Source organism: Glutamicibacter sp. AGC84 (assembly GCF_053543575.1).
In genome coordinates, this window is the sequence record NZ_JBLVOC010000009.1 from 107,098 (window position 1) to 129,088 (window position 21,991).

Annotated in this window: 21 protein-coding genes and 1 rRNA gene; 9 read left to right on the top strand and 13 right to left on the bottom strand. The window is 61.2% G+C overall.

Annotated elements, in window-relative coordinates:
* Positions 1 to 94: 94 nt before the first annotated feature.
* The 4 genes from pstB to pstS all read right to left on the bottom strand — a co-directional run bounded on the left by pstB (position 95) and on the right by pstS (position 4,231).
* Positions 95 to 874 (bottom strand): phosphate ABC transporter ATP-binding protein PstB, encoded by a 780-nt coding sequence (gene pstB, locus ACNPN0_RS06545; protein WP_105659000.1) that lies wholly within the window; start codon positions 872 to 874, stop codon positions 95 to 97.
* Positions 875 to 921: 47 nt separating this feature from the next.
* Complete coding sequence (pstA, locus tag ACNPN0_RS06550; protein ID WP_448937244.1) at positions 922 to 2,061, bottom strand: phosphate ABC transporter permease PstA; 1,140 nt, start codon at positions 2,059 to 2,061, stop codon at positions 922 to 924.
* Positions 2,061 to 2,996 (bottom strand): phosphate ABC transporter permease subunit PstC, encoded by a 936-nt coding sequence (gene pstC, locus ACNPN0_RS06555; RefSeq protein WP_105659002.1) that lies wholly within the window; start codon positions 2,994 to 2,996, stop codon positions 2,061 to 2,063. The genes pstA and pstC overlap by 1 nt, the downstream gene beginning before the upstream one ends.
* Positions 2,997 to 3,115: 119 nt before the next feature.
* On the bottom strand, positions 3,116 to 4,231 hold the full coding sequence (gene pstS, locus ACNPN0_RS06560; RefSeq protein ID WP_105659003.1) for a phosphate ABC transporter substrate-binding protein PstS: 1,116 nt from the start codon (positions 4,229 to 4,231) through the stop codon (positions 3,116 to 3,118).
* 326 nt (positions 4,232 to 4,557) lie between these two features.
* Here pstS and ACNPN0_RS06565 point away from each other — a divergent pair, with 326 nt between their 5' ends.
* From ACNPN0_RS06565 to disA, 3 genes are read left to right on the top strand one after another with little or no spacing between them, the layout of a single operon-like run.
* Complete coding sequence (locus ACNPN0_RS06565) at positions 4,558 to 5,586, top strand: FUSC family protein (protein ID WP_286134711.1); 1,029 nt, start codon at positions 4,558 to 4,560, stop codon at positions 5,584 to 5,586.
* A 35-nt stretch (positions 5,587 to 5,621) separates the two neighbouring features.
* Positions 5,622 to 7,016: a DNA repair protein RadA gene (gene radA, locus ACNPN0_RS06570; RefSeq protein WP_105659005.1), complete on the top strand. Its 1,395-nt coding sequence runs from the start codon at positions 5,622 to 5,624 to the stop codon at positions 7,014 to 7,016.
* Between the two features lie 34 nt (positions 7,017 to 7,050).
* A complete protein-coding gene (gene disA / locus ACNPN0_RS06575; protein ID WP_105659006.1) occupies positions 7,051 to 8,124 on the top strand; it encodes a DNA integrity scanning diadenylate cyclase DisA in 1,074 nt (357 codons plus the stop codon).
* A gap of 6 nt (positions 8,125 to 8,130) precedes the next feature.
* Here disA and ACNPN0_RS06580 read toward each other — a convergent pair whose 3' ends face one another.
* Complete coding sequence (locus ACNPN0_RS06580) at positions 8,131 to 8,748, bottom strand: hypothetical protein (protein WP_105659007.1); 618 nt, start codon at positions 8,746 to 8,748, stop codon at positions 8,131 to 8,133.
* Between the two features lie 123 nt (positions 8,749 to 8,871).
* On the opposite strand from ACNPN0_RS06580, the gene ACNPN0_RS06585 reads away from it, so the two are divergent.
* Together ACNPN0_RS06585 and ACNPN0_RS06590 are read left to right on the top strand one after the other, a co-directional pair.
* Positions 8,872 to 9,780 carry an A/G-specific adenine glycosylase gene (locus tag ACNPN0_RS06585; protein ID WP_105659008.1) on the top strand — a complete coding sequence of 303 codons (909 nt, stop codon included), beginning with the start codon at positions 8,872 to 8,874 and terminating at the stop codon, positions 9,778 to 9,780.
* A gap of 64 nt (positions 9,781 to 9,844) precedes the next feature.
* Positions 9,845 to 10,645, top strand: coding sequence for a DUF1206 domain-containing protein (locus ACNPN0_RS06590; RefSeq protein WP_105659009.1), 801 nt, complete (start codon positions 9,845 to 9,847; stop codon positions 10,643 to 10,645).
* A gap of 5 nt (positions 10,646 to 10,650) precedes the next feature.
* Here the strand turns inward: ACNPN0_RS06590 and ACNPN0_RS06595 are convergent, their stop codons facing one another.
* Positions 10,651 to 11,160 carry an amino-acid N-acetyltransferase gene (locus tag ACNPN0_RS06595; protein ID WP_105659010.1) on the bottom strand — a complete coding sequence of 170 codons (510 nt, stop codon included), beginning with the start codon at positions 11,158 to 11,160 and terminating at the stop codon, positions 10,651 to 10,653.
* A gap of 130 nt (positions 11,161 to 11,290) precedes the next feature.
* Here ACNPN0_RS06595 and ACNPN0_RS06600 point away from each other — a divergent pair, with 130 nt between their 5' ends.
* From ACNPN0_RS06600 to ACNPN0_RS06615, 4 genes are read left to right on the top strand one after another with little or no spacing between them, the layout of a single operon-like run.
* Positions 11,291 to 12,508, top strand: coding sequence for an MFS transporter (locus tag ACNPN0_RS06600; protein ID WP_286134409.1), 1,218 nt, complete (start codon positions 11,291 to 11,293; stop codon positions 12,506 to 12,508).
* Positions 12,509 to 12,565: 57 nt separating this feature from the next.
* Positions 12,566 to 12,910: a helix-turn-helix transcriptional regulator gene (locus tag ACNPN0_RS06605; RefSeq protein WP_219844379.1), complete on the top strand. Its 345-nt coding sequence runs from the start codon at positions 12,566 to 12,568 to the stop codon at positions 12,908 to 12,910.
* Positions 12,911 to 12,958: 48 nt separating this feature from the next.
* The gene (locus ACNPN0_RS06610; protein WP_105659013.1) at positions 12,959 to 13,381 is read left to right on the top strand and encodes a VOC family protein; all 423 of its coding nucleotides are present in this window, start codon (positions 12,959 to 12,961) and stop codon (positions 13,379 to 13,381) included.
* Positions 13,378 to 13,824, top strand: coding sequence for an iron chaperone (locus tag ACNPN0_RS06615; RefSeq protein WP_105659014.1), 447 nt, complete (start codon positions 13,378 to 13,380; stop codon positions 13,822 to 13,824). Before ACNPN0_RS06610 ends, ACNPN0_RS06615 begins: the two co-directional genes overlap by 4 nt.
* 32 nt (positions 13,825 to 13,856) lie before the next feature.
* Here the strand turns inward: ACNPN0_RS06615 and ACNPN0_RS06620 are convergent, their stop codons facing one another.
* From ACNPN0_RS06620 to rrf, 7 genes are all read right to left on the bottom strand, one after another.
* The gene (locus ACNPN0_RS06620) at positions 13,857 to 14,324 is read right to left on the bottom strand and encodes a hypothetical protein (protein WP_332488534.1); all 468 of its coding nucleotides are present in this window, start codon (positions 14,322 to 14,324) and stop codon (positions 13,857 to 13,859) included.
* 90 nt (positions 14,325 to 14,414) lie between these two features.
* A complete protein-coding gene (locus ACNPN0_RS06625) occupies positions 14,415 to 16,928 on the bottom strand; it encodes an ATP-dependent Clp protease ATP-binding subunit (protein WP_448938863.1) in 2,514 nt (837 codons plus the stop codon).
* A 269-nt stretch (positions 16,929 to 17,197) separates the two neighbouring features.
* Positions 17,198 to 17,518 carry a histone-like nucleoid-structuring protein Lsr2 gene (locus tag ACNPN0_RS06630; RefSeq protein ID WP_105659017.1) on the bottom strand — a complete coding sequence of 107 codons (321 nt, stop codon included), beginning with the start codon at positions 17,516 to 17,518 and terminating at the stop codon, positions 17,198 to 17,200.
* 137 nt (positions 17,519 to 17,655) lie between these two features.
* Positions 17,656 to 17,823 (bottom strand): hypothetical protein, encoded by a 168-nt coding sequence (locus tag ACNPN0_RS06635; protein ID WP_166650875.1) that lies wholly within the window; start codon positions 17,821 to 17,823, stop codon positions 17,656 to 17,658.
* A 2-nt stretch (positions 17,824 to 17,825) separates the two neighbouring features.
* Positions 17,826 to 19,340 (bottom strand): lysine--tRNA ligase, encoded by a 1,515-nt coding sequence (gene lysS / locus ACNPN0_RS06640; protein ID WP_448937243.1) that lies wholly within the window; start codon positions 19,338 to 19,340, stop codon positions 17,826 to 17,828.
* 138 nt (positions 19,341 to 19,478) lie between these two features.
* Positions 19,479 to 21,452: a M13 family metallopeptidase gene (locus ACNPN0_RS06645; protein ID WP_332499179.1), complete on the bottom strand. Its 1,974-nt coding sequence runs from the start codon at positions 21,450 to 21,452 to the stop codon at positions 19,479 to 19,481.
* A gap of 173 nt (positions 21,453 to 21,625) precedes the next feature.
* Positions 21,626 to 21,742 (bottom strand): 5S ribosomal RNA (gene rrf / locus ACNPN0_RS06650).
* Positions 21,743 to 21,991: the final 249 nt, after the last annotated feature.

Consider the following 21,991-nt stretch of genomic DNA (forward strand, 5'->3'; position numbering starts at 1 on the left):
CCCCCCCCTGGCGGTGATCCCCTCCAGGATCCCCGGAAGACCCCCCTTCCGGTCCGTCTACCGCCGTCTCAAGGAGCGGCGGTATCCGAAATCTTTATCCGAAGCGTCCGGAGACGTAATCCTCGGTGGCCTTCTGCTCCGGGTTGGAGAAGATGGCTGCAGTGTCGTTGTACTCGATGAGCTTGCCCGGCTTGCCGGTGCCCGCAATGTTGAAGAACGCGGTCTTGTCGCTCACGCGTGCAGCCTGCTGCATATTGTGGGTCACGATCACTACGGTGTAGTCGTTCTTCAGTTCGTTGATCAGGTCCTCGATAGCCAGGGTGGAGATCGGGTCCAATGCCGAGCAAGGCTCATCCATCAGGATCACGTCCGGCTTGACCGCAATGGTGCGGGCGATGCACAGGCGCTGCTGCTGGCCGCCGGAGAGTCCCGAGCCCGGCTTGTCCAGGCGATCCTTGACTTCGTTCCACAGGTTGGCGCCGCGCAGCGACTTCTCGACCAGGGCATCGGCATCGGACTTGGAAATCCGCTGGCCGTTCAGCTTCACTCCGGCGAGCACGTTGTCCTTGATGGACATGGTCGGGAACGGGTTCGGACGCTGGAAGACCATGCCGATCTGGCTGCGCACGGTGACCGGGTCGACGCCGGCGCCGTACAGGTCGTCGCCGTCCAGCAGGACCTGGCCCTCGACGCGGCCGCCCGGGATGACCTCGTGCATGCGGTTCAAGGTGCGCAGGAAGGTGGACTTGCCGCAGCCCGAGGGGCCGATGAAAGCGGTGACTGACTTCGGCTCGATGTTGATCGAGACGCCTTCAACGGCGAGGAACTTGGAGTAGTAGACGTTCAGGTCGTTGACGTCAATGCGTTTTGCCATGATGTAATCCTTGAAAAGTTCGGGTTTGTCCGGACCGGAGCCTTAGCTCAACGGCCCTTCTTTGGGGCGAAGATCGAAGCGACCAGTCGGGCGATGAGGTTCAAAGCCATGACCATGAAGATCAGCAGCAGGGCGGCAGCCCAGGCGCGCTGCACCGACGGGTCGATGTTCGTCGGGCTGGTCGGAGTCAGGATCTGGTAGTAGATGAACGTCGGCAGCGTGGACATCCAGTTTGCGAAGACGTTCATGTTGATCTGGCTTGCGATGCCTGCGGTGACCAGGATTGGCGCGGTCTCGCCGATCACGCGGGCGATGGCCAGGGTGACGCCCGAGGCGATGCCGGAGATCGCGGTCGGGATGACGACCTTCAAGATGGTGCGCCAGCGGCGCACGCCCAGCGCGAAGGAAGCTTCACGCAGTTCGTTGGGAACGATCTTGAGCATTTCCTCGGTGGAGCGGACCACCGTTGGGATCATCAGCACGCTCAACGCGACCGCCGCGACGATGCCCATGCGGGCGTTCGGACCCAGGATCATGCCGAAGAAGGCCGCTGCGAATAGGCCGGCAACGATCGAAGGAATGCCGGTCATCACGTCGACGAAGAAGGTGATCGCCTTGGACAGCGCCTTGCCCTGCCCGTATTCCACCAAGTAGACAGCGGTCAGCATGCCCACTGGAACGGAGATCAAGGTGGCCCACAGGGTGATCAGCAAGGTGCCCATCACCGCGTGGTACGCGCCGCCGACTACCGGGGCGCCATTGGCGACCGATTCATTGTCCACCGCGCCGGTCACGCCGTTCATGGAGCTGAACAGGAAGTGGCTGTTCATGCCCGGCATGCCCTTTTCCAGCACCGTATAGAGCACGGATACCAGCGGGATCACGGCGACGATGAACGCCGCGTAGATCAGGTAGGTCCACATCGCGTTCTTGCCGCGGCGCTTGCCTTCAGCTGCGGTGGTGATCACGGAGGCGGCCACCAGGAAGATGAGCGCCGAGTAGATGGCGAAGGAGGCGACGTTGAAGCCGGTCAGCGTGGACGCTGCCGCGCCGACAATGATGGCGCCTGCGGCGATCGCCCAGATGGCCCACTTCGGCAGCTTGCCCTTGGCCAGGGAGTTGCGCTTGCGCACCGGTGGAGTCGGGGCCCCGGGCCTGTTGCTCTGGTTAGTAGTCATGGTGCTCATCAGTTAGCTCCCGAGAATTCCTTGTGGCGGGCGATGATTCCACGAGCGATCATGTTCACGACCAGGGTGATCAGGAACAGGACCAGGCCGGCGGCGATCAGCTCTGCCAGGCGCAGGCCGAAGGCCTCAGGGAAGTTCAAGGCGATTTCCGCGGCGATAGTCTGGTTGCCGGTCTTGATCAGCGATGGGATCAGGTTGCCGGTGGAGAGCACCAGCGCGACGGCCATGGTCTCGCCCAAGGCGCGGCCCAGACCCAGCATGACGGCGGAAATGATGCCCGGACGGGCGAAGGGGATCACCGCGGTGGTGATCATTTCCCAGCGGGTTGCGCCCAGTGCCAGCGCGGCTTCCTCGTGCAGCTTGGGAGTCTGCAAGAAGATCTCGCGGCTCAGCGAGGTGATGATCGGCAGCACCATCACGGCCAGCACGATGCCGGCGGTGAGCATGGTCTTGCCGGTCTGGCTGGCCGGGCCTTCGAAGATGGGGATGAAGCCCAGATTCTTGGCCAGCCATTCGTAGCCTGGAACCAGAGCCGGAGCGAGCACCATGTAGCCCCACGCGCCGTAGATCACCGAGGGGATCGCGGCCAGCAGATCGATCAGGTAGCCCAGCGGGCCTGCGACCTTGCGTGGAGCGAAGTGCGAGATGAACAGCGCCACGCCGATGCCGATCGGGGTGGCGATCAGCAGCGCGATAGCCGCTGCGATCACGGTGCCGATAACAATCGGCCAGATGTAAGCGAAGAATCCTGCGCCGCCGGAAATCTCCGCCGGATCGGCGAAGAACGTCGGCAGGGCTTGGATCAGCAAGAAGACCGCGACCGCGAAGAGCGTGATCAGGATCAGGACACCGGCGCCCAGGGCGGCACCGGAGAAGATCTTGTCACCAGCGCGGCCGGAAGTCGATGACTTGCTTGTCAAAGCATTGGTAGTCATGGCTAGAGCCTTTACGAAACGGGGGTGGTGCAGTTTTCACTGCGGGGGTGGAGGGGTACTGCTGGTGCGGGTGGGTGAGTTCGTCCACCCGCACCTGGTGCCGGTTGCCCGGCGGGGTACTACTCGGCGACGGTGATGCCGTCGATCGACTTCTTTGCCTTCTCGGCAATGGCTGCCGAGATCGGGGCGTTGCCTGCCGAAGCCTGCGCGGTCTTCTGGCCGTCTTCGGAGATGACGTAGTTGCCGAAGGCCTTGACCAGATCGGCTGTTGCCTGGTCCTTGTAGCTGCTGCAGAAGATGTGGTACGAAACCAGGACGATTGGGTAGGTGCCCGCTTCGGTGGTGTCGCGCTCCAGGTCCAGAGCCAGGTCGTTCTCGGCTGCGCCTTCGACTGGGGTTGCGGTCTCCAGTGCCTTGGCAGCTGCTTCAGCAGAAATCTTGGTGTATTCCTCGCCGACCTTCACGTTCACGGTGGACAGGCCGCCCACTGCGGAGAAGTCGGCGTAGGTGATTGCGCCGTTGGTGGAGGTGGTGGTCGAAACCACGCCAGAGGTGCCCTTGGCATTCTCCGACTGGATGTCGCTTGGCCAGTCGCCGGAAACATCGTAGCTCCAAACGTCAGCCGCTGCGGCCTTCAGGTACTCGACGAAGTTCTCGGTGGTACCGGACTCATCATTGCGGTGCACCACGGTGATTGCGGTGTCCGGGAGTTCAACGCCTTCGTTCTGCTTGGCGATAGCCTCATCGTTCCACTTGGTAATTTCCTTCTTGAACACCTTGGCGATGGTGGCTGCGTCCATGTTGATCTCTTCAACGCCTTCGAGGTTGAAAGCGATCGCGATCGGCGAAACGTAGGCCGGGATGTTGAATGCGCCTTCGGGGCCGCAAACTTCCTTGGCCTTTTCGGCTTCGTCTTCCTTCAGGTATGCATCCGAGCCGGCGAACTGCGCGCCACCGGCCAGGAATGCTTCGCGGCCTGCGCCGGAGCCATCTGGCGAGTACTGCACGTTGGCTTCCGGGTTAGCGGTCTTGAAGCCGGTGGTCCATGCTTCCATGGCCGAGTTCTGGCTGGATGCGCCGATGCCGGTCAGGGTTCCGGTGACACCGGATGCTGCCGACGCCTCGGCACCTTCAGAACCTGCTGCGGCGGTTGGGTTATCCGAGCCGCAAGCGGTCAGCGCGAGTGCCGCTACGGAAAGAACAGCAGCTGCGCTGCCAAAGCGATTGAGCTTCACGAGATTTACTCCCCATGTTGGTAGATCGATGTAAAACCTTCAGCGGCTTCTTCCCGCTTCATCTACGACGTTAAAGATCGAAAGTAACCAGCTCCCCCGGCAAAGGTGAACATAAGGTTAACAACGTACCCGAAGCCAAGTGATCCTGCTCACCAGCGCAATATCCCGGCAGCTTCTGCCACCTGCCGCCGAACACGTGGAAGACTGAAGCCATGGCAACTGGGCGGAAAGTGAAGCGCATGCCAGCGCATCTATTCGGATTCATAGCGCAGCGCAATCGCGCTGGGCTGATACGCTCGCGCAACTCCCTGCCTAGAATCCTGCGCATGACGCTTGGCGCAATCGGAGCCTTTTGGATCGCCGAAAGCATCTGGGGACATTCCCAACCGATTTTCGCAGCCACCAGCGCGCTGGTTTCCCTGGGCTTCGGCGCCTCCACCACCGTGCGCAAAACCGCCGAAGTCGCCCTGGGGTGCACCCTGGGGGTGGCGCTGGGCGATACCCTCATGCACTGGTTCGGGCAGGGGATCTGGCAGGCCGCACTGGTGATGTCGCTGAGTCTGGTCATTGCCCGCTATTTGGATTCCGGTGCCATCTTCTCCACCCAGCTGGGCATGCAATCGGCACTGGTAGTGCTGCTGCCCATCAGCGCGGATGGGCCATTTGCCCGTTCCATCGATGCCCTGACCGGGTCCCTGCTTGCCCTGCTGGTGATTATTTTCTGGCCTACCGACCCGCGGCGCAGCCCGGTGTCCGCGTTATCGGATCTGTTCAAGGAGCTCTCCGAAGCGCTTTTGGAATGCGCCTGGGCCATCCGCGACGATGACCGGCGCGCAGCCTTCCACGCACTGATCAAGGCTCGCGGAACCCAGAAGTACCTGGATATGCTGCCAGCCGCCTTCCGCGCTTCGAAGGAAATCGCAACGATTTCCCCCACCGGGCGTCGCCACCGCCATGAACTGAACCGGCTATCCAAGCGTTTCAACCACTACGACTGGGCCGCCCGCAACTCGCGGGTCTTCGCCCGGCGCCTTGCTTCCGTGCTCAGCAACAGCGCACTGACCCCGGAAGGCGCGCAAACCTTGGCTCCCCTGATGCGCGAGCTATCCGAGGCGGTCAACACCTTGGCGCACTCGGTGCGCGAAACCACGGTGGCTGGCCAACGCAAATACGAGAAGGCCGCCCAGCTGCAGCTCGAAGGCGTCGCCGCCCAACTGGATCCGCGCGCCCTGGGAGTTGAGGGGCTCCAGGGCGAAGGCCTGGTCTTGCTGCTGCGCCCGATGGTGGTGGATCTGCTCGAAGCGGCAGGCCGCGAACACGAAGAAGCCATCGAAGTGCTGCCCAAGCTGTCCTGAACGAAAATGTCCGCATAGCTCGATAGCATTGAGCCATGGCCAAAACCTCCACTCGCAGCAAGTCTTCCGCATCGTTCAAATGCTCTGAATGCGGGTGGACCACGATTAAGTGGGTGGGCCGCTGCGGCGAATGCCAGGCCTGGGGCACTGTCGAAGAAGTGGGTGTCGTCTCCGCCCGTACCGTAGCCGCGGCCAAGGTGGCCCACCCAGCCAAGCCGATCGCGCAGATTGACGGCTCCGAAGCGGCCTTCCGCCCCAGTGGCGTCTCCGAACTTGACCGCGTGCTCGGTGGCGGCCTGGTTCCGGCAGCCGCGATCCTGCTGGCCGGCGAACCTGGCGTGGGCAAGTCCACGCTGCTCTTGGACGTTGCCGCGAAAGCCGCGCAAACCGGCTTGCGCGTGCTCTATCTAACCGGTGAAGAGTCCGCCGCGCAGGTAAAGTCCCGCGCCGAACGCATCAACGCCATCGCCGATACGCTGTTCCTGGCCGCCGAAACCGACCTGGCTCTGGCCTTGGGCCAGATCCAGGAGATCGATCCGCAGCTGCTGATCCTGGACTCGGTGCAGACCTTCTCCTCGGCAGAGGTGGACGGCGCTGCCGGCGGCGTTTCCCAGGTGCGCGAAGTCGCTGCCTCGATCATCAACGCGGCCAAGACCCGAGCCATGTCCACCATCATGGTCGGCCACGTGACCAAGGAAGGTTCGGTCGCCGGCCCACGGCTGCTCGAGCACCTGGTGGACGTGGTCTGCCAGTTCGATGGCGAGAAGCATTCGCGGTTGCGCATCCTGCGCGCGCTGAAGAACCGCTACGGAGCCACCGACGAGGTGGGCTGCTTCGATTTGAATGAAGACGGCATTGAATCGCTGACCGATCCTTCCAAGCTTTTCGTCACCCGAACCCGCACCCCGGTGCCGGGCACCTGCATCACCGTCACGATGGAGGGCCGCCGGCCGCTGGTTGCCGAGGTGCAGACCTTGCTCTCGCGCAGCAATGCCCCTGCTGCCCGCCGGGCCACCAGTGGCTTGGATGCCGCGCGGGCGCAAATGGTTGTGGCGGTGCTGCAGGCCCGCGCGCATATGGATCTGTCGTCCATGGACTCGTATATCGCCACCGTGGGTGGCGTGAAAATTGCCGAACCCGCCTCGGATCTGGCCTGCGCGCTGGCATTGGCTTCTTCGATGAATGAATTCCCGCTGCCGCAGGACTTCGTGGCCTTCGGCGAAGTCGGCTTGGCCGGCGAAGTTCGGCAAGTACCGGAAATCTCACGGCGCATCACCGAGGCGCAGCGTCTGGGCTTCTCTTTCGCGATGGCTCCGGCCACCCCGGAACCGTTGAAGAATATCCCCGAGGGCATCCGCGTATTCCAGGTGGAGAACATCGCGCAGGCGCTGGATATTGCGTTTAACCAGCGACAGAAGCCCGCAGGATAAACTTGATTGTTGCTGCCCGCCGAAAGGACGCAAGTTGAAAGCGCACCCAACCCCCGGATTCCTTGCCGTTCTGGCCCAGATTGCCCCGGGTACCGAGCTCGCCCAGGGTCTTGAACGGATCCAGCGCGGCCGTACTGGCGCTCTCATAGTGCTGGGCCATGACAGGCTCGTGGAGTCGATCAGCTCCGGCGGCTTCAGGATCAACACCGAATACACGCCTACACGCATCCGCGAACTGGCCAAGATGGACGGCGCGATCATTCTGGACGGCACAGGACGCCAGATCCAGCAGGCCGGCGTGCAGCTGATGCCGGATGCGCAGATTGAAACCCAGGAGTCCGGCACCCGCCACCGCACGGCAGAACGCGTAGCCGCGCAAACCGGGTTCCCGACGATTTCGGTTTCGCAGTCCATGCAGACCATCACCCTCTATGCCGACGGCGAGCGCCATGTGCTCGAGCCAGCCGAGCGCCTGCTGGCCCGCGGCAACCAGGCTATTGCTACCTTGGAACGGTACCGCCACCGCCTGGACCAGGTCACCAGCGCCCTGTCAGCTGCGGAAATTGAAGATGTCGCCACCGCGCGGGAAGTGCTCGCTGTCTTGCAGCGCACCGAGATGCTGCGCCGTACCAGCGAAGAAATCTCCCGCTACGTGCTGGAGCTGGGCATCGATGGGCGCCTGCTGGCGGCCCAGCATGCGGAATTGCTCTCCGGCATCCAGGCGGATAACCAGTTGCTCCTGCGGGACTATTCCGACGCGGAAGGCCAGGAGCTGGATATCGAGCGTGCCCTGGAGACGCTGCATGAAGTTTCCGATGCCCAGCTCATTGAGCTTGATGGCCTGACCAAGATCCTGTTCCCGCACTCCACCATTGGCCAAGACGACCAGCTGACCCCGAAGGGCTACCGCCTGCTTTCGCAGATCCGCACGGTGCCCAAGCTGGTCGGGGACCGCCTGGTGGCGTCCTTCGATAACTTGCAGCTGCTCATGGCAGCGTCCACCAGCCAGCTCATGGAAATCGAGGGCGTCGGCGAGCAGCGTGCACGCTCCATCCGGGAAGGGCTGGCCCGCATGGCCGAATCCTCGTTGCTGGATCGCTACATCTAGGCGTTTTCACTCCAAGGTGAAGGTGACCGGCTCCGAAACGAAGTCGCCGATAGCGGCGGTGAACTTGTAGGTTCCCGGACGCGGCTGCACGCTGACCGACTTGCACCCGGGAGCCGAACGCTCGCGGTTCCAGGTGAAGCGCGCGTTCTCCTTCTGCCCCGGCTTGAAGGCCAGGTTCACATCTTCTGCGCCATCCAGGCAATCGATGGTGGAGAAGATGCGGTCCGCGCCGCTGGAAACCAGGAACTCCTGCTGCGTGGTTCCGACGTTCAATTCGCATTCGCGCTTGGAAACATTTTCGATGCCCAGCAGCAAGGTCGGCTTCTTGTCCGAGGCGTAGCTTTTCGCATCGGTAGTCGCAGTAATCTCGACCTCGTCGCTCTTGCACTTCTTGGCCGCAGCTTCGTCGTCTTCCGGCTCTGGCGATGGCGAAGGAACCGACTGGGTTTGCTGGGCGCTTGGCTCATTGCCTGCAGTTTTCTTCTCATCAGGGGAGAACAATCCGGCCAGCGCAACGACGCCCCAGACAAGCAGGCCGACGAGCACCAGGGCAAGTACTGCCACGGTGATCCGCCTGCGCCGGTAGACGCTGGCCGATGGTTTCCCCCCTGATGCGTTGCTCATGGCTTAAGGCTAATTCATTTGCCTGCCCGAAGCCGGTAATGGCGTAGGATCCAGGGCAAATCACGTTCTGCAATCCATTCCCGCTGATTCCGGGCGGACGGTGCGCTGGCTTAGAGTGGTGGGGTGCAGCAAATCCACAACACCATCAACACCTGGTACCTAGAGAACGCCCGCGACCTGCCTTGGCGACGCCCCGGAGTGAGCGGCTGGGAAGTCATGGTCAGCGAGTTCATGCTCCAGCAGACTCCGGTAGTTCGTGTCTTGCCGGTTTGGGAAGAATGGATGCGCCGCTGGCCACGGCCGCAGGATCTGGCTGCGGAACCGCTGTCCGAAGCACTGAAAGCGTGGGGACGGCTGGGCTATCCGCGGCGCGCGCAGCGCTTGCATGCCGCCGCCGTGGAGATCACCACCGAGTACAACGGCGAAGTCCCGCGCACCGAAGCCGAGCTCCTGGCCTTGCCGGGCATCGGCTCCTACACCGCGGCCGCCATTGCCTGCTTTGCTTTCGGCGAGCGCACCGTTGTCGTGGACACGAATATTCGCCGCGTGCATGCACGGCTCTTTGGCGGCATGGCATTGCCCGAGCCAAGCCCGCGTGCCAGTGAATTCGCCCGGGCTGCAGAAGTCCAGCCCGAGGATCATCAGGCAGCGAATCTGTGGAATATTTCGGTAATGGAACTCGGTGCCCTGGTGTGCACCGCTCGCAGCCCGAAGTGCGAGCAATGCCCGGTCTTCCAGCAGTGCGCATGGATTGCCCAGGGGCAGCCGGCCCCGCACTACATCCCGAAGGGACAAGCTTGGAAGGGTACGGACCGGCAGGTCCGCGGCGCCATCATGGCGATCCTGCGCGAGCATGAGCAGGCGGTGCCAGAGCAGTCCTTCCTGGCCGAGCTGTCCCATGAATCGCATGCAAGGTATGTGGCGCTTGACCAATTGCAATCACCATTGGAGCAGCGTGAACGGGCACTGGCCGGGCTGCTCAAAGATGGCCTGGCGATCGCCGAAGAAGATGGAATCCGCCTGCCTTCGTAGCATCGGCCCGGAACGAGCCAGAAGCGGCTAGCTTTATGCCCTGATGCCTACCTATGCTTAGCCCATGAACGCTTCAGTTGATCCGGCCGCTGCTGTTCGCCACGTAGCCAAGCACCCATGGTTCGAACGCGCCGCACGCCTGGGATACGTCGCCAACGGCGTACTTCACGCAACCGTGGGAATCCTCGCAGCTTTCGTCGCTGCCGGCGGCAAGGCGGAAGCCGATCAGGGCGGAGCCATGGGCGCCTTGGCAGAGCAGCCTTTCGGCATGGTCTTGCTGTGGATCTGCGCAATCGGCGCACTATTGCTGGGCCTATGGTCCTTGGCGCAGGCCTTCTTGCCCGAAAACGAGCTGAAGGGCAGGCTCAAGTCCGCGGCCATCTCGGTGTCCTTCTTGGCTGTCGGCTTCACCTTTGGGCGGTTTGCGGTGGGAATTCCCAGTGATTCGGGAAAGACTGCCACCAGCTTCAGCGGAGAAATGATGAAGACCGGACTTGGCCGGGGGTTGCTGATCGCCTTGGGCCTGGGGCTGCTGGCCATGGCCGGCTACTACATCTACAAGGGTGCCACCCGGAAGTTCTTGAAGGATCTCTCGGGTTCCGGAAATACCGAGGTATCGCGCGCGATCAAGTACTCGGGCATGCTGGGCTATCCTGCCAAAGGCGTAGTCCTCGGTGCCGTGGGCCTGCTCTTCATCGTGGCCACGGTACAGCGCGACCCGGAAGAGGCCAGCGGCATCGATGGCGCGCTGAAGGCCATCCAGGATCAGCCGTTTGGGCCGGTTGCCCTGGTTGCTATCGGTGCGGGCCTGGTTTGCTACGCACTGTACCTGGTATTCCGTGCGCGCTACGACCGGATGGACTAGAAGTATCAGTCCAGCGTAATGATCATCCGGGTGTTGCCCAAGGTATTCGGCTTCACGCGGGCGAGGTCCAGGAATTCAGCAACGCCTTCATCCCGGGAGAGCAGGATCTCCTGGTATACCGCTGGATCCACGGCGCTCTGGTCAGCCATCACCTTGAAGCCTTGGCGTATGAAGAAATCCACTTCGAAGGTCAGGCAGAAGACGCGGCCAACCCCGACTTCCCGGGCACGTTCCAAGAGTTCGGAGAGCAGGACATGGCCTACGCCCTTGCCACGCAGCTCGCCCGAGGTCGCCAAGGTACGGATTTCGGCGATGTCTTCCCAGATGACGTGCAAACCGCCGCAGCCGACAACATTGCCGTCCGCGTCCTCGGCGACCAGGAATTCCTGGATGGACTCGTAGTAGGTGACCGCTTCCTTATCCAGCAGGATCCGTTCCTCGGCCAACGGGCGCACAAGATTGCGGATAGCGTTGACATCACTGGTTCTGGCTGAGCGGACGGTAAAAGAGTTCACGTTCTAAATCCTATGCCCCACCGTTTGCAGAATCGAAGCAGATGCCGGATATGTCATTGAAGGAACATCCCGCAACACGGTGTGCCAAGATAAACTTGAACATTGAAGTCGCACTGGAGCAAGGATGAGGATGCCAGCTAGAACAGCACGCCCCGGATTCGGGTTGCTTGCCATCCTCCTATCCGCCGTCGGCATCGCTCCCCTGCTTAATTACGGGTTGAACGCCACCAGCGACCTGGTCATCAGGGATTTGGGAATCACCGAATCCCAGTTCGGCCTGTTGGCGACAGTGTGCTTCGGCTGCGCCGCACTGGGTAACGCCGTCTTCGGGAAGTTCTCCGACAGGCAACCGGATACCAGGCTGGTCCTGCTGATCTTCGGCACGACGGCGGTCGCGCTGGGCTTGGCAGCCATTCCCGCAGGCTACGTCTTGCTCCTGGCGGCTTCCGGTTTGGCCGGCTTCGCCCAGTCATTCCCCAACGGGGTCACCAACCGCATTCTGGCCCAGCGCGTCCCTAGTGCCCAGCGCATCACGTGGACCGGCATCAAGCAGTCTGGCGTGCAGGTTTCACAGCTCGTAGGCAGCGTGGGGTTCCCGCTGCTGGCTGCATTCATTGGCTGGAACGGAGCATCGCTGGCCGGCGCCGTGCTCGCCGCGGTCCTCGCGGTGATCGCTGTACGGGTTATCCGCGCAACCCCCATGCTCGCCGCGCCTGCCCCGCAGAAGGCGGCAACGGGCGCGAGCCAGCCGGTGGCTGCGGCCACCCCCTCCACGAAGTTCGTCATTTTTGCGCTGGCCCTATTCGGTTTCATCAACGGTGTCGGCGTACAGGCGACCAACGTCTACCTGGCGCTCTTTGCGGTCCGCGAGCTGGACTTCTCCTTGGTCGCTGGCGGCCTGACCGCCGCGGTCGCTGGCGTCATTGGCGTTTCCGCCCGCGTCGGATGGGGGCAGATGATGTCACGCGGCGTATCAGCGCCTAAGCTCTTGCTGCTGCTGGCGTCACTGGCCACTGCGGGCGGTGCCAGCTTCCTGATGGCCCAGCAGCTGCACTCGGTGGCCTTGCTCTGGCTAGCGGTCTGCCTGCACGGGGCCTCGGCCCTGGGAGTTTCGGTAGTGCTGATGGCGGGCTTGCTGCGGGTGATCCCCGCAAGCCGCCTGGGAAGTGCCAGCGGAATCGTCTCGGCGGGCCAGTTTGGCGGTTTCACCGTGGGGCCCTTGGCCATGGGCCTGCTGGTCGGCTCGGCCGGTGGCTTCACCGCGGGCTGGATCACCGTCACCGGGATCTACCTGTGCTCAACGGTGCTGGGTGCATTCCTTGTCCTGCGAGCCAGGAACCGGGGCTAGCCGGTGGATGCCGAAGCGCTGAAAACCCTGGCGCACCTGCGCCGGGCCAGGGACCTGATGGACCGGCACTATGCGGAACCATTGGATGTGCCTGCGTTGGCCCAGCGTGCTTCCATGTCTCCTGCTCATTTTTCCAGGGAGTTCAAGCGGGCCTATGGCGAGACCCCGCATGCCTATTTGCTCACCCGCCGTATCGAGCGCGCCATGCATCTGCTGCGCGCATCGGTCTCGGTAACAGATGCTTGCATGCAAGTGGGATGGACCTCTCTGGGTTCCTTCAGCACGCGCTTCACCGAAGTGGTCGGCGAAACTCCCTCGTCATACCGGGAACGGGACCATTCAGCCACCGAGCAGATCCCTGCCTGCATCGCCAAGATCCTTTTGCGTCCCGAGAGATTCTGAGCAGTTTTGAAGAAGCGCTATCTGGTCGGCGCTCCCTAGGCTGGAGCCATGGCAAGCATTTCAATCAATCATGTCCCTTTGACCGTGCTCGATGTGGATGAGGCGCTCGCGTTCTACCGCGATGCGCTGGGCTTCACGGTCCTCTCCGATGTCGCCAACGGCGGCTTCCGCTGGGTGTCCCTTGGCGGCTCCGACGGCGCCGGCACCAGCCTGGTGCTTTCGGCTCCGGGCGCTGGCCGGTCAGCTGCCGATGCGCAGGCCTTGGCCGAGCTGGTAGCCAAGGGCGCGATCGGCCCGCTGGTGCTGTCCACCAATGATCTGGACAAGGTCTTTGAAACTTTGAGCGCGTCGGGCGCTGAAGTCCTGCAGGAGCCAATGGACCAACCGTGGGGTCCGCGCGATTGCGCCTTCCGCGATCCTTCGGGAAATATGGTCCGTATCAACCAAGCAGTTCAGGGAGAAGAAGCATGAGCAGTTCAGAACAAGAAGGCTTTTCAGCCGCCGAGAAGGCCGCGATGAAAGAGCGGGCCGCTGAGGTGCGCACTTCGAAGAAGCGCATGACCAAAGCCGAGAAGGCGGAACAGGCCCGCAAGGAAGTGGAAGAGAAGATTGCTTCCTTCGAGGGCAACGACAAGGTGCTTGCGCAGAAGCTGCACCGGATCATCACCGAGACGGCTCCGGAATTGGAGCCGAAAACCTGGTATGGCATGCCCGCTTACGCTTTGGACGGCAAGATCTTGTGCTTCATGCAGGATGCCAAGAAGTTCGGTACCCGCTACCTGACTTTCGGCTTCAACGATGTTGCGCAGCTGGATGAGGGCACCCTATGGCCCACCTCGTTCGCCATTACCGCGCTTGATGGGCAGCTCGAAGAAATGCTTGCCGAGTTGGTAGCCAAGGCGGTGGCCCGCTAAGCCCAGCACGCCCGGAGGGAATCGATTGCTCTTCAGGCGTCGAGGCTTTCTTGCTCCGCCTGGGGCAATGCCTTTGCCAGCAGCGAGGCGGAAAGCGCGAAGACCCCGATCAGCCCAAGCAGTCCCATGCCAATAGGCAGGGTGCCTTGCTGCGCGGCGTCTTCTCCCATGGCAGCGAGAAGCATGGCAGCGCCCAGTCCGAGGATTCCGAAGCCAGCGGCCAGGAAGCAGACCACAATCGATTTCGGTCCCGGGTTCCAGTGCCCCAATGAGGTGAACTCGCGGTAGGCAATGATGCCGATGGCAATACTGAGCGTGCCCGCGGCACCAATCACCAGCACCACCAGCCACGTTGGGCCGTATCCGGCTCCGTCGGTGCCGGCATGGCGCACCAATTGTCCAGGAAGCTGGGGACGGAGGAGAAGGTACAGGGCTGAATAGGCCATGACTGCGAGGCAGGAAGCGGCAATCAGCTGTTGCCCTTTGCTTCGCTTCTTCATGTGTTGAGCCTACGACATGGCCGGATTAAAGCCAATAGCCGTGGAACTGAACGTTGTCAGTTCCACGGCTATGGGTTATGCCTCTGCGGCCTAGCTTTCCAGTGCTGCCGGTGCCGGCTCGCCTTCCAGCTGGCCGGTGCCGCCTTCAGCGTGGAAGACGAACTTGCGGCTCTCGCCTTCGCCCTCGACGTCGACGGTGACCTTCTGGCCCGCAACGATCTGGCTGAAGAGGATGCGCTCGGAGAGCTGGTCCTCGATATCGCGCTGGATGGTGCGGCGCAGCGGGCGGGCACCCATTGCTGGATCGTAACCGCGCTGGGCCAGCAGGCTGCGGGCAGCCTGGGTCAGCTCGATGGTGATCTCGCGTTCTTCCAGGCGCTTGGCCAGGCGTGCGATGAACAGGTCGACGATTTCTTCGATCTCGTCCTGGTTCAGCTGCGGGAAGACCACGGTGTCATCAACACGGTTCAGGAATTCAGGGCGGAAATGCTGACGCAGTTCTTCCTGGACCTTGGCCTGCATGCGCTCGTAACCGGTCTTGGTATCCGCGGCCGACTGGAAGCCGGTCATCACACCCTTGGAGATGTCGCGGGTACCGAGGTTGGTGGTCATGATGATGATGGTGTTCTTGAAGTCCACCACACGGCCCTGGGAGTCGGTCAAGCGGCCGTCTTCCAGGATCTGCAGCAATGAGTTGAACAAGTCGGCATGCGCCTTCTCGACCTCGTCGAAGAGCACTACGGAGAACGGACGGCGGCGGACCTTCTCGGTCAGCTGCCCGCCCTCTTCGTAGCCGACGTAGCCCGGAGGAGCACCGAAGAGCCGGGAAACGGTGTGCTTCTCCGAGTATTCGGACATGTCCAGGGTGATCAGCGCGTCTTCTTCACCGAAGAGGAACTCTGCCAGCGCCTTGGCCAGCTCGGTCTTGCCTACACCGGTTGGGCCGGCGAAGATGAACGAACCACCTGGGCGGTTCGGATCCTTCAGGCCTGCACGGGTACGGCGGATCGCCTGGGAGATGGCCTTGATCGCCGAGTCCTGGCCGATGACGCGCTTGTGCAGCTCGTCTTCCATGTTCAGCAGGCGCGTGGACTCTTCCTCGGTCAGCTTCACAACCGGGATGCCGGTGGAGTTGGCAAGTACCTCGGCAATAAGGTCCTCAGTCACCTCGGAGACTTCGTCCATGTCGCCATTGCGCCAGGACTTCTCCTTCTCGTTGCGGGCCTCAATCAGCTTGGATTCCTTATCGCGCAGCGAGGCAGCCCCTTCGAAGTCCTGCGCGTCAATCGCAGCTTCCTTCTCCAGGCGCACGGTGGCGATTTCCTCGTCCATTTCCTTCAAGGCCGGAGGAGCGGTCATGCGCTGGATGCGCAGGCGTGCGCCCGCCTCGTCGATCAGGTCCACGGCCTTGTCCGGCAGGAAGCGATCGGAGATGTAGCGGTGCGCCAGCGTGGCAGCGGCCTGCAGTGCACCATCGGTGATGGTCACGCGGTGGTGCGCCTCGTAGCGGTCGCGCAGGCCACGCAGGATCTGCGTGGTCAGCTCTACCGAAGGCTCCTTGACCTGGATCGGCTGGAAGCGGCGCTCAAGCGCTGCATCCTTCTCGATATTCTTGCGGTACTCATCCAAGGTGGTGGCACCGATGGTCTGCAGTTCGCCACGAGCCAGCATCGGCTTGAGGATCGACGCGGCATCGATGGCGCCCTCGGCGGCACCAGCACCAACGAGGGTGTGGATCTCGTCGATGAACAGGATGATATCGCCACGGGTGCGGATTTCCTTGAGGACCTTCTTCAGGCGTTCCTCGAAGGCGCCGCGGTAGCGGGAGCCGGCCACCAGGGAACCGAGGTCCAGGGTGTACAGCTGCTTGTCCTTGATGGTCTCGGGCACATCGCCGCGCACGATCGACTGGGCCAGGCCCTCGACGACTGCGGTCTTGCCGACACCAGGCTCGCCGATCAGCACCGGGTTGTTCTTGGTACGGCGCGAGAGGACCTGCATGACGCGTTCCATCTCGTGCTCGCGGCCAATCACTGGATCGAGCTTGCCCTCGCGGGCAGCTGCGGTGAGGTTGCGGCCGAACTGGTCGAGCACCGCCGAGCCTGCCGGGGTGCCTTCCTGCTGTCCGCCCGAGCTGACGCCAGCGGAGGCAGTTTCCTTGCCGCCCTGGTAGCCCGAGAGCAGCTGGATGACCTGCTGGCGCACGCGACCGAGGTCAGCACCCAATTTCACCAGGACCTGGGCTGCGACGCCCTCGCCCTCGCGGATCAGGCCGAGCAGGATGTGCTCGGTACCAATGTAGTTATGCCCCAGCTGCAGCGCTTCGCGCAACGAGAGCTCCAAAACCTTCTTGGCGCGAGGAGTGAACGGGATATGACCGGAAGGCGCCTGCTGGCCCTTGCCGATAATCTCCTGAACCTGCTCACGAACGGCACCCAGCGAAATATTCAGCGACTCAAGCGCCTTTGCGGCGACACCGTCGCCTTCGTGGATTAGACCGAGCAACAGGTGCTCGGTGCCGATGTAGTTGTGGTTGAGCATGCGCGCCTCTTCTTGGGCGAGCACGACAACTCGACGGGCACGGTCGGTAAATCTCTCAAACATCTTCGGCACACTCCTTGCTTACCAATAATTCGATGCTACGCACCAAGCGCCGGCAATGCGCCCTTGTTCGCCACAGGGATAACCGAAGCGGTCCCCTGGTACCGGAAATCCGTAATTGAGGTGCAATTAATTTCCGGATTTACTTGGCTCACCAATATTGCGATCTTCAATGAAAGTATTGGATGAATTACGAACGTCGTTATAAGAATAAGAGCCGGCACGCATTGCGTGCCGGCTCTTATATTGAGACTTGTTGAAAACCCCGCAAATTACTTCGCGCGGTTTCGCCCGCCCTTGCGCATTGCAGCATTGTAGGCATCTACAACTTCTGCATTAAGGCGTCCGCGTGCGTTGACCTTGATGTTGTTTTCCTTCGCCCATGCGCGGATTGCTGGAGCTTCGCTCGCTGCAGTCTGCTTCGACGAGCGCGCCGCATCGATGTACGGCTCGATGGCTGCATGGAACTGAGCAGCATGCTCGTCGTTCAGGTCGATTTCAAAATGCTGACCAGCGACGCTGAATGCAATAGATTCAGTCGCCTCGCTACCATCAATATCGTCGATCAGGGCAATTTGAACCTGACGTGCCATTTAGGAATTCCTCCGAGCTTGAATGTACTGGACCAACTGACATTCGATCATCAGCCCATTTCAAACAACAAGCATATACAAATAGCCGCACTAAACTCTAATTATCATCAGAATTCACAAGGTTCTTTCAGGAAAGACTAATTCTCGTTTACTGGATTATTAGAATCCGAGCGATTTTGAATTAGCGCATCAGCTTCAGCTTCAGCTTGGCGTTCTTTTCGATCCGCGTTTGTAATTGCTTTCATCACGTACCAGAAAAGCAGCGCCAGGCCGATTGTCGGGACGATCGCCTCGATATATGGCATTCCTATGCCTCCGGCTTTAGGAGTGGGAACAGAATAGTTTCACGAATACCGACGTTGGTGAAAAGCATAACCAGACGATCGATACCCAAACCGATACCGCCCATCGGCGGTGCACCGTATTCCAATGCACGAAGGAAGTCTTCGTCAAGCTGCATTGCTTCCGGATCGCCGCCAGCAGCCATCAGGGACTGCTCGGTCAGGCGCTCGCGCTGGATCACCGGGTCAATCAGCTCGGAGAACGCGGTACCGCGCTCCATGCCGCCGATGATCAGGTCCCAGGCCTCGATGACTCCCGGCTTCGAGCGATGCGGGCGTGCCAGCGGCTGTGCCAGTGGCGGGTAGTCGCACACGAAGGTCGGGTCGATCAAGGTCGGCTCGACGATTTCGCCGAACAGCTCGATGACCAGCTTCTGGGCGCCCCAGGCCGGATCGATCTTCACTTCGTGCTTCGCAGCGACTTCGCGCAGCACCGAAGCATCGGTTTCCGGGGTGATCTCCACGCCGACAGCTTCGGACAGGCCAGGGTAGACGCTGACCCAGCGCCATTCGCCGTCCAGGTTAGCGGTGCCCTTAGGGGTCTCGATGCTGCGGCCGGCGCCAATGGCATCAGCGGCGTTGAGAATGATTTCCTTGATGCGATCAGCCATGACGTACTGGTCGGCGTAGGCTTCGTAGGATTCCAAGGTGGTGAATTCCGGCGAGTGGGTCGAGTCGACACCCTCGTTGCGGAAGATGCGCCCCACCTCGAAGACGCGGTCAACACCGCCAACGACGCAACGCTTGAGGTACAGCTCGGTTGCGATGCGCAGGGTCATTTCCTGGTCAAAGGCGTTCAGGTGCGTCTTGAATGGACGGGCCGAAGCGCCACCGTGAACCAGCTGCAGCATCGGGGTCTCAACCTCGACGTAGCCGCGGTTCTCCAGGGTGTTGCGTACGGCGCGGACGATCGCGGCGCGCTTGTAGACCATTTCGCGGGCCTCGTTGCGCACGATCAAGTCGGCGTAGCGCTGGCGCACGCGGGTCTCTTCATTCAGATCGGCGTGCAGCACCGGCAGTGGGCGCAGGGCCTTGGAAGCCATTTCCCAAGCGTCTGCCATGATGGACAGCTCGCCGCGGCGCGAGGAGATGACCTTGCCGGTCACGAACACATGGTCGCCCAGATCGACGAGCGACTTCCACTGGGCCAGGCGCTCTTCGCCAACGTTGGCAAGCGAGAGCATGACCTGCAGGCGAACCCCTTCGCCCTTCTGGCCGCCTTCCTGCAAGGTGGCGAAGCACAGCTTGCCGGTGTTGCGCATGAAAACGATGCGGCCGACGATGCCGACGACGTCTTCGGTCTCTTCACCAGCTTCGAGGTGCTCGTACTTGTCGCGGATTTCCTGCAACGAGTGGGTGCGAGCTATGCCTACCGGGTAGGCTTCCTCGCCCTTGGCCAGCAGCTGGTTGCGCTTATCGGTGCGCACCTGTCGCTGGTCGTTTGGATCTGGGGCCTGTGCGGAATTATTTTCGGAAGTCACAATAGACCATTCTACGTGTCATGGCGTGCAGTTGAAGCCCTTCATGATCAGCCTTACACAGTGATCTTGGCCCGTAACGCAGGATAGGGCAGGGGCAAAGCTGGCTTTGCCCCTGCCCTATCCATTCAGTTATGCGGTTTACCAGATTTCTACGCGGTCAGCTGGATCCAGCCACATGCCATCGCCGGGCTTGGTGCCGAAGGCCTCGTGGAAGGATGCCAGGTTCTTCGGCACCTGGTTGCAGCGGAACTCCCCGGGTGCATGCGGGTCGGTGGTCACGCGTACCACCGCGGTCTCCGGACGAATCAGCGTGCGCCAGCATTCGGCCCAGGAGTAGAAGAAGCGCTGGTCGCCGGTGATGCCGTCGATCACTTCATCTTCCTGTATGCCAAGGGCGGCCAACTCGAGCTTGTAGGCCTTGTAGGCAATACCCAATCCACCGAGGTCGCCGATGTTCTCGCCCAGGGTCAGTGCGCCGTTGACGTTGTGTTCCGGGGCTTCTGAAGGGGACAGCGCGTTGTACTGGTCCACCAGCTTGGCGGTCAGCTTCTCGAAGGAAGCCCGGTCCTCATCGGTCCACCAATTGGTCAACTGGCCAGTGCCATCGAACTGCGAGCCCTGGTCATCGAAGCCGTGGCCGATTTCGTGGCCGATGACCGCGCCGATGCCGCCGAAATTCGAGGCGATGTCGCGGTTCACGTCGAAGAATGGCGGGCGCAGGATTGCCGCTGGGAACGCGATTTCGTTCAGCAGCGGGTGGTAGTAGGCGTTCACAGTCTGGGGGAACATGAACCACAGTTCGCGATCCACCCCGTCATCGATCTTCTTCAATTCACGAGCGAACTCGAATTCGTTCGCCGAGGCAATATTCGCGATGACGTCCAGTTCATCAGCCTGGATGGCAGAGTAGTCGATCCATTGGTTCGGGTAGCCGATCTTCGGACGGAACTTGGAAAGCTTATCCAATGCCTTTTCGATGGTCTCCGGGCCCATCCAGGACAGTTCGCTGATCGAGATGCGGTAAGCCTCGATGAGCCGCTGAACCAGCGCGTCCATGGCGCCCTTGGCCTCTGCAGGGAAGTGCTCAGCCACGTACAGCTGGCCGATGTCTTCGCCAACAGCACCTTCGGTGAATGCGACACCTCGCTTCCAGCGTTCCTTGAGCTGTTCCACGCCACCGAGCTTGGCCGAGTAGAAGGAGAAATTCTCATTGACGAATGCGCTGGACAAGTAGGGAGCGAAGGAGCGCAGCACCTGGACCCGCAACCAGTTCTTCCAGGCATCCAGCGGCTGGGAGCCGAATAGCTCAGACAATCCCTGAAGGTAGCTTGGCTGCCAGACGACAACTTCGCTGTAGTACTTCGGCTCAATGCCGGCGCCAGCCAGCCAGGTCCTCACGCCTGGGAAAAGCGCGGAAAGCTCCTCATCGGACATCAGGTTGTAGCGTGCCTGAGCATCGCGGACCTTGACCCGGTCCCAGTGATGCGAGGCCATGGCCTTCTCGAGCGCTACGACATGTGCGGCCGCGGCTTCGGCATCAGCAATACCGCCAAGGGCCAGCAGGCGGCCAAGGTGGTCCTGGTAGTCGGATACGGTTTCAGCGAACTGCTCTTCGCGATAGTAGGACTCATCAGGCAGGCCCAGGCCGCCTTGCAGGAAGGTCAGCAGGTTCCGGTCCGGATTGCCGGCGTCGTTCATCGCGCCGATATCCATGAAGCCGCTGATGCCTTTGCGCTGGAAGAAACCGCATACTTCGAGCAGCTGTTCGGTGTTCTGGATATCCGAAATAGTATTCAAGAAGACAGCAACCGGATCGGCACCGCGTTCTTCGATAACGGCTTCATTCATGAATGAGCTGTAGAGGCGGGCAATGCGCTGGGTGGCGGCGTCAGTTTCTGCACCGGAATCGACCTTCTGCACTGCTTCATTAATGATTCCGTGGACCGCAGCCTCAGCCTGGTCGCGGAGTTCCATGAAGGAACCGTAAATTCCTTGATCTCCTGGAATTGTTGCTGTCTCGAACCACTTGCCATTGCTATGGCGGTAGAGATCGTCCTGGGGACGAATTGAATCGTCGCGGTATGTCAGTGGACTCGTAGTCTCGGTGGTCAAGGAAAGCCCCTCGTGTAGAAGATCTTGTTATTTCTACTACACACCTTATCTACTTCCATGAAGATAGGAAGGGCGAGGACCGCCGATGCGCGTACGGCTTAAATAGTCTAGTTAAACAGGTGAGGCCCCGGCACCAAACGGTACCAGGGCCTCAAACCATCTACTCAAGTTAAGTCCGGCGGTGACCTACTCTCCCACACCCTCACGAGTGCAGTACCATCGGCGCAGTGGGCCTTAGCTTCCGGGTTCGGTATGGGACCGGGCGTTTCCCCCACGCTATGACCGCCGTAACAATCACGAAGCACACAAACCAAAACGTTTCCTGGTCAATGTTTTCCGGTGCTACAAAGTCTTGTAACTCATCCGTATTTGCTGGTTAGAGGTTGTTGTCTCGTAACCGCATAGTGAACGCGAACAGCATTGAAATCATCAGTTCAAATATTGTTTTATTGTGTGTTGAAAGTCATCGGCCTATTAGTACAGGTCAGCTACACAAGTCTTTAGTCCTTGCTTCCACATCCTGCCTATCAACCCAGTGG

Coding starts and splice junctions, on each gene's coding strand:
- pstB (WP_105659000.1), bottom strand. CDS start 874: ATGGCAAAACGCATTGACGTCAACGACCTGAACGTCTACTACTCCAAG.
- pstA (WP_448937244.1), bottom strand. CDS start 2,061: ATGAGCACCATGACTACTAACCAGAGCAACAGGCCCGGGGCCCCGACT.
- pstC (WP_105659002.1), bottom strand. CDS start 2,996: ATGACTACCAATGCTTTGACAAGCAAGTCATCGACTTCCGGCCGCGCT.
- ACNPN0_RS06565 (WP_286134711.1), top strand. CDS start 4,558: ATGACGCTTGGCGCAATCGGAGCCTTTTGGATCGCCGAAAGCATCTGG.
- radA (WP_105659005.1), top strand. CDS start 5,622: ATGGCCAAAACCTCCACTCGCAGCAAGTCTTCCGCATCGTTCAAATGC.
- ACNPN0_RS06580 (WP_105659007.1), bottom strand. CDS start 8,748: ATGAGCAACGCATCAGGGGGGAAACCATCGGCCAGCGTCTACCGGCGC.
- ACNPN0_RS06590 (WP_105659009.1), top strand. CDS start 9,845: ATGAACGCTTCAGTTGATCCGGCCGCTGCTGTTCGCCACGTAGCCAAG.
- ACNPN0_RS06600 (WP_286134409.1), top strand. CDS start 11,291: ATGCCAGCTAGAACAGCACGCCCCGGATTCGGGTTGCTTGCCATCCTC.
- ACNPN0_RS06605 (WP_219844379.1), top strand. CDS start 12,566: ATGGACCGGCACTATGCGGAACCATTGGATGTGCCTGCGTTGGCCCAG.
- ACNPN0_RS06610 (WP_105659013.1), top strand. CDS start 12,959: ATGGCAAGCATTTCAATCAATCATGTCCCTTTGACCGTGCTCGATGTG.
- ACNPN0_RS06615 (WP_105659014.1), top strand. CDS start 13,378: ATGAGCAGTTCAGAACAAGAAGGCTTTTCAGCCGCCGAGAAGGCCGCG.
- ACNPN0_RS06620 (WP_332488534.1), bottom strand. CDS start 14,324: ATGAAGAAGCGAAGCAAAGGGCAACAGCTGATTGCCGCTTCCTGCCTC.
- ACNPN0_RS06625 (WP_448938863.1), bottom strand. CDS start 16,928: ATGTTTGAGAGATTTACCGACCGTGCCCGTCGAGTTGTCGTGCTCGCC.
- ACNPN0_RS06630 (WP_105659017.1), bottom strand. CDS start 17,518: ATGGCACGTCAGGTTCAAATTGCCCTGATCGACGATATTGATGGTAGC.
- ACNPN0_RS06635 (WP_166650875.1), bottom strand. CDS start 17,823: ATGCCATATATCGAGGCGATCGTCCCGACAATCGGCCTGGCGCTGCTT.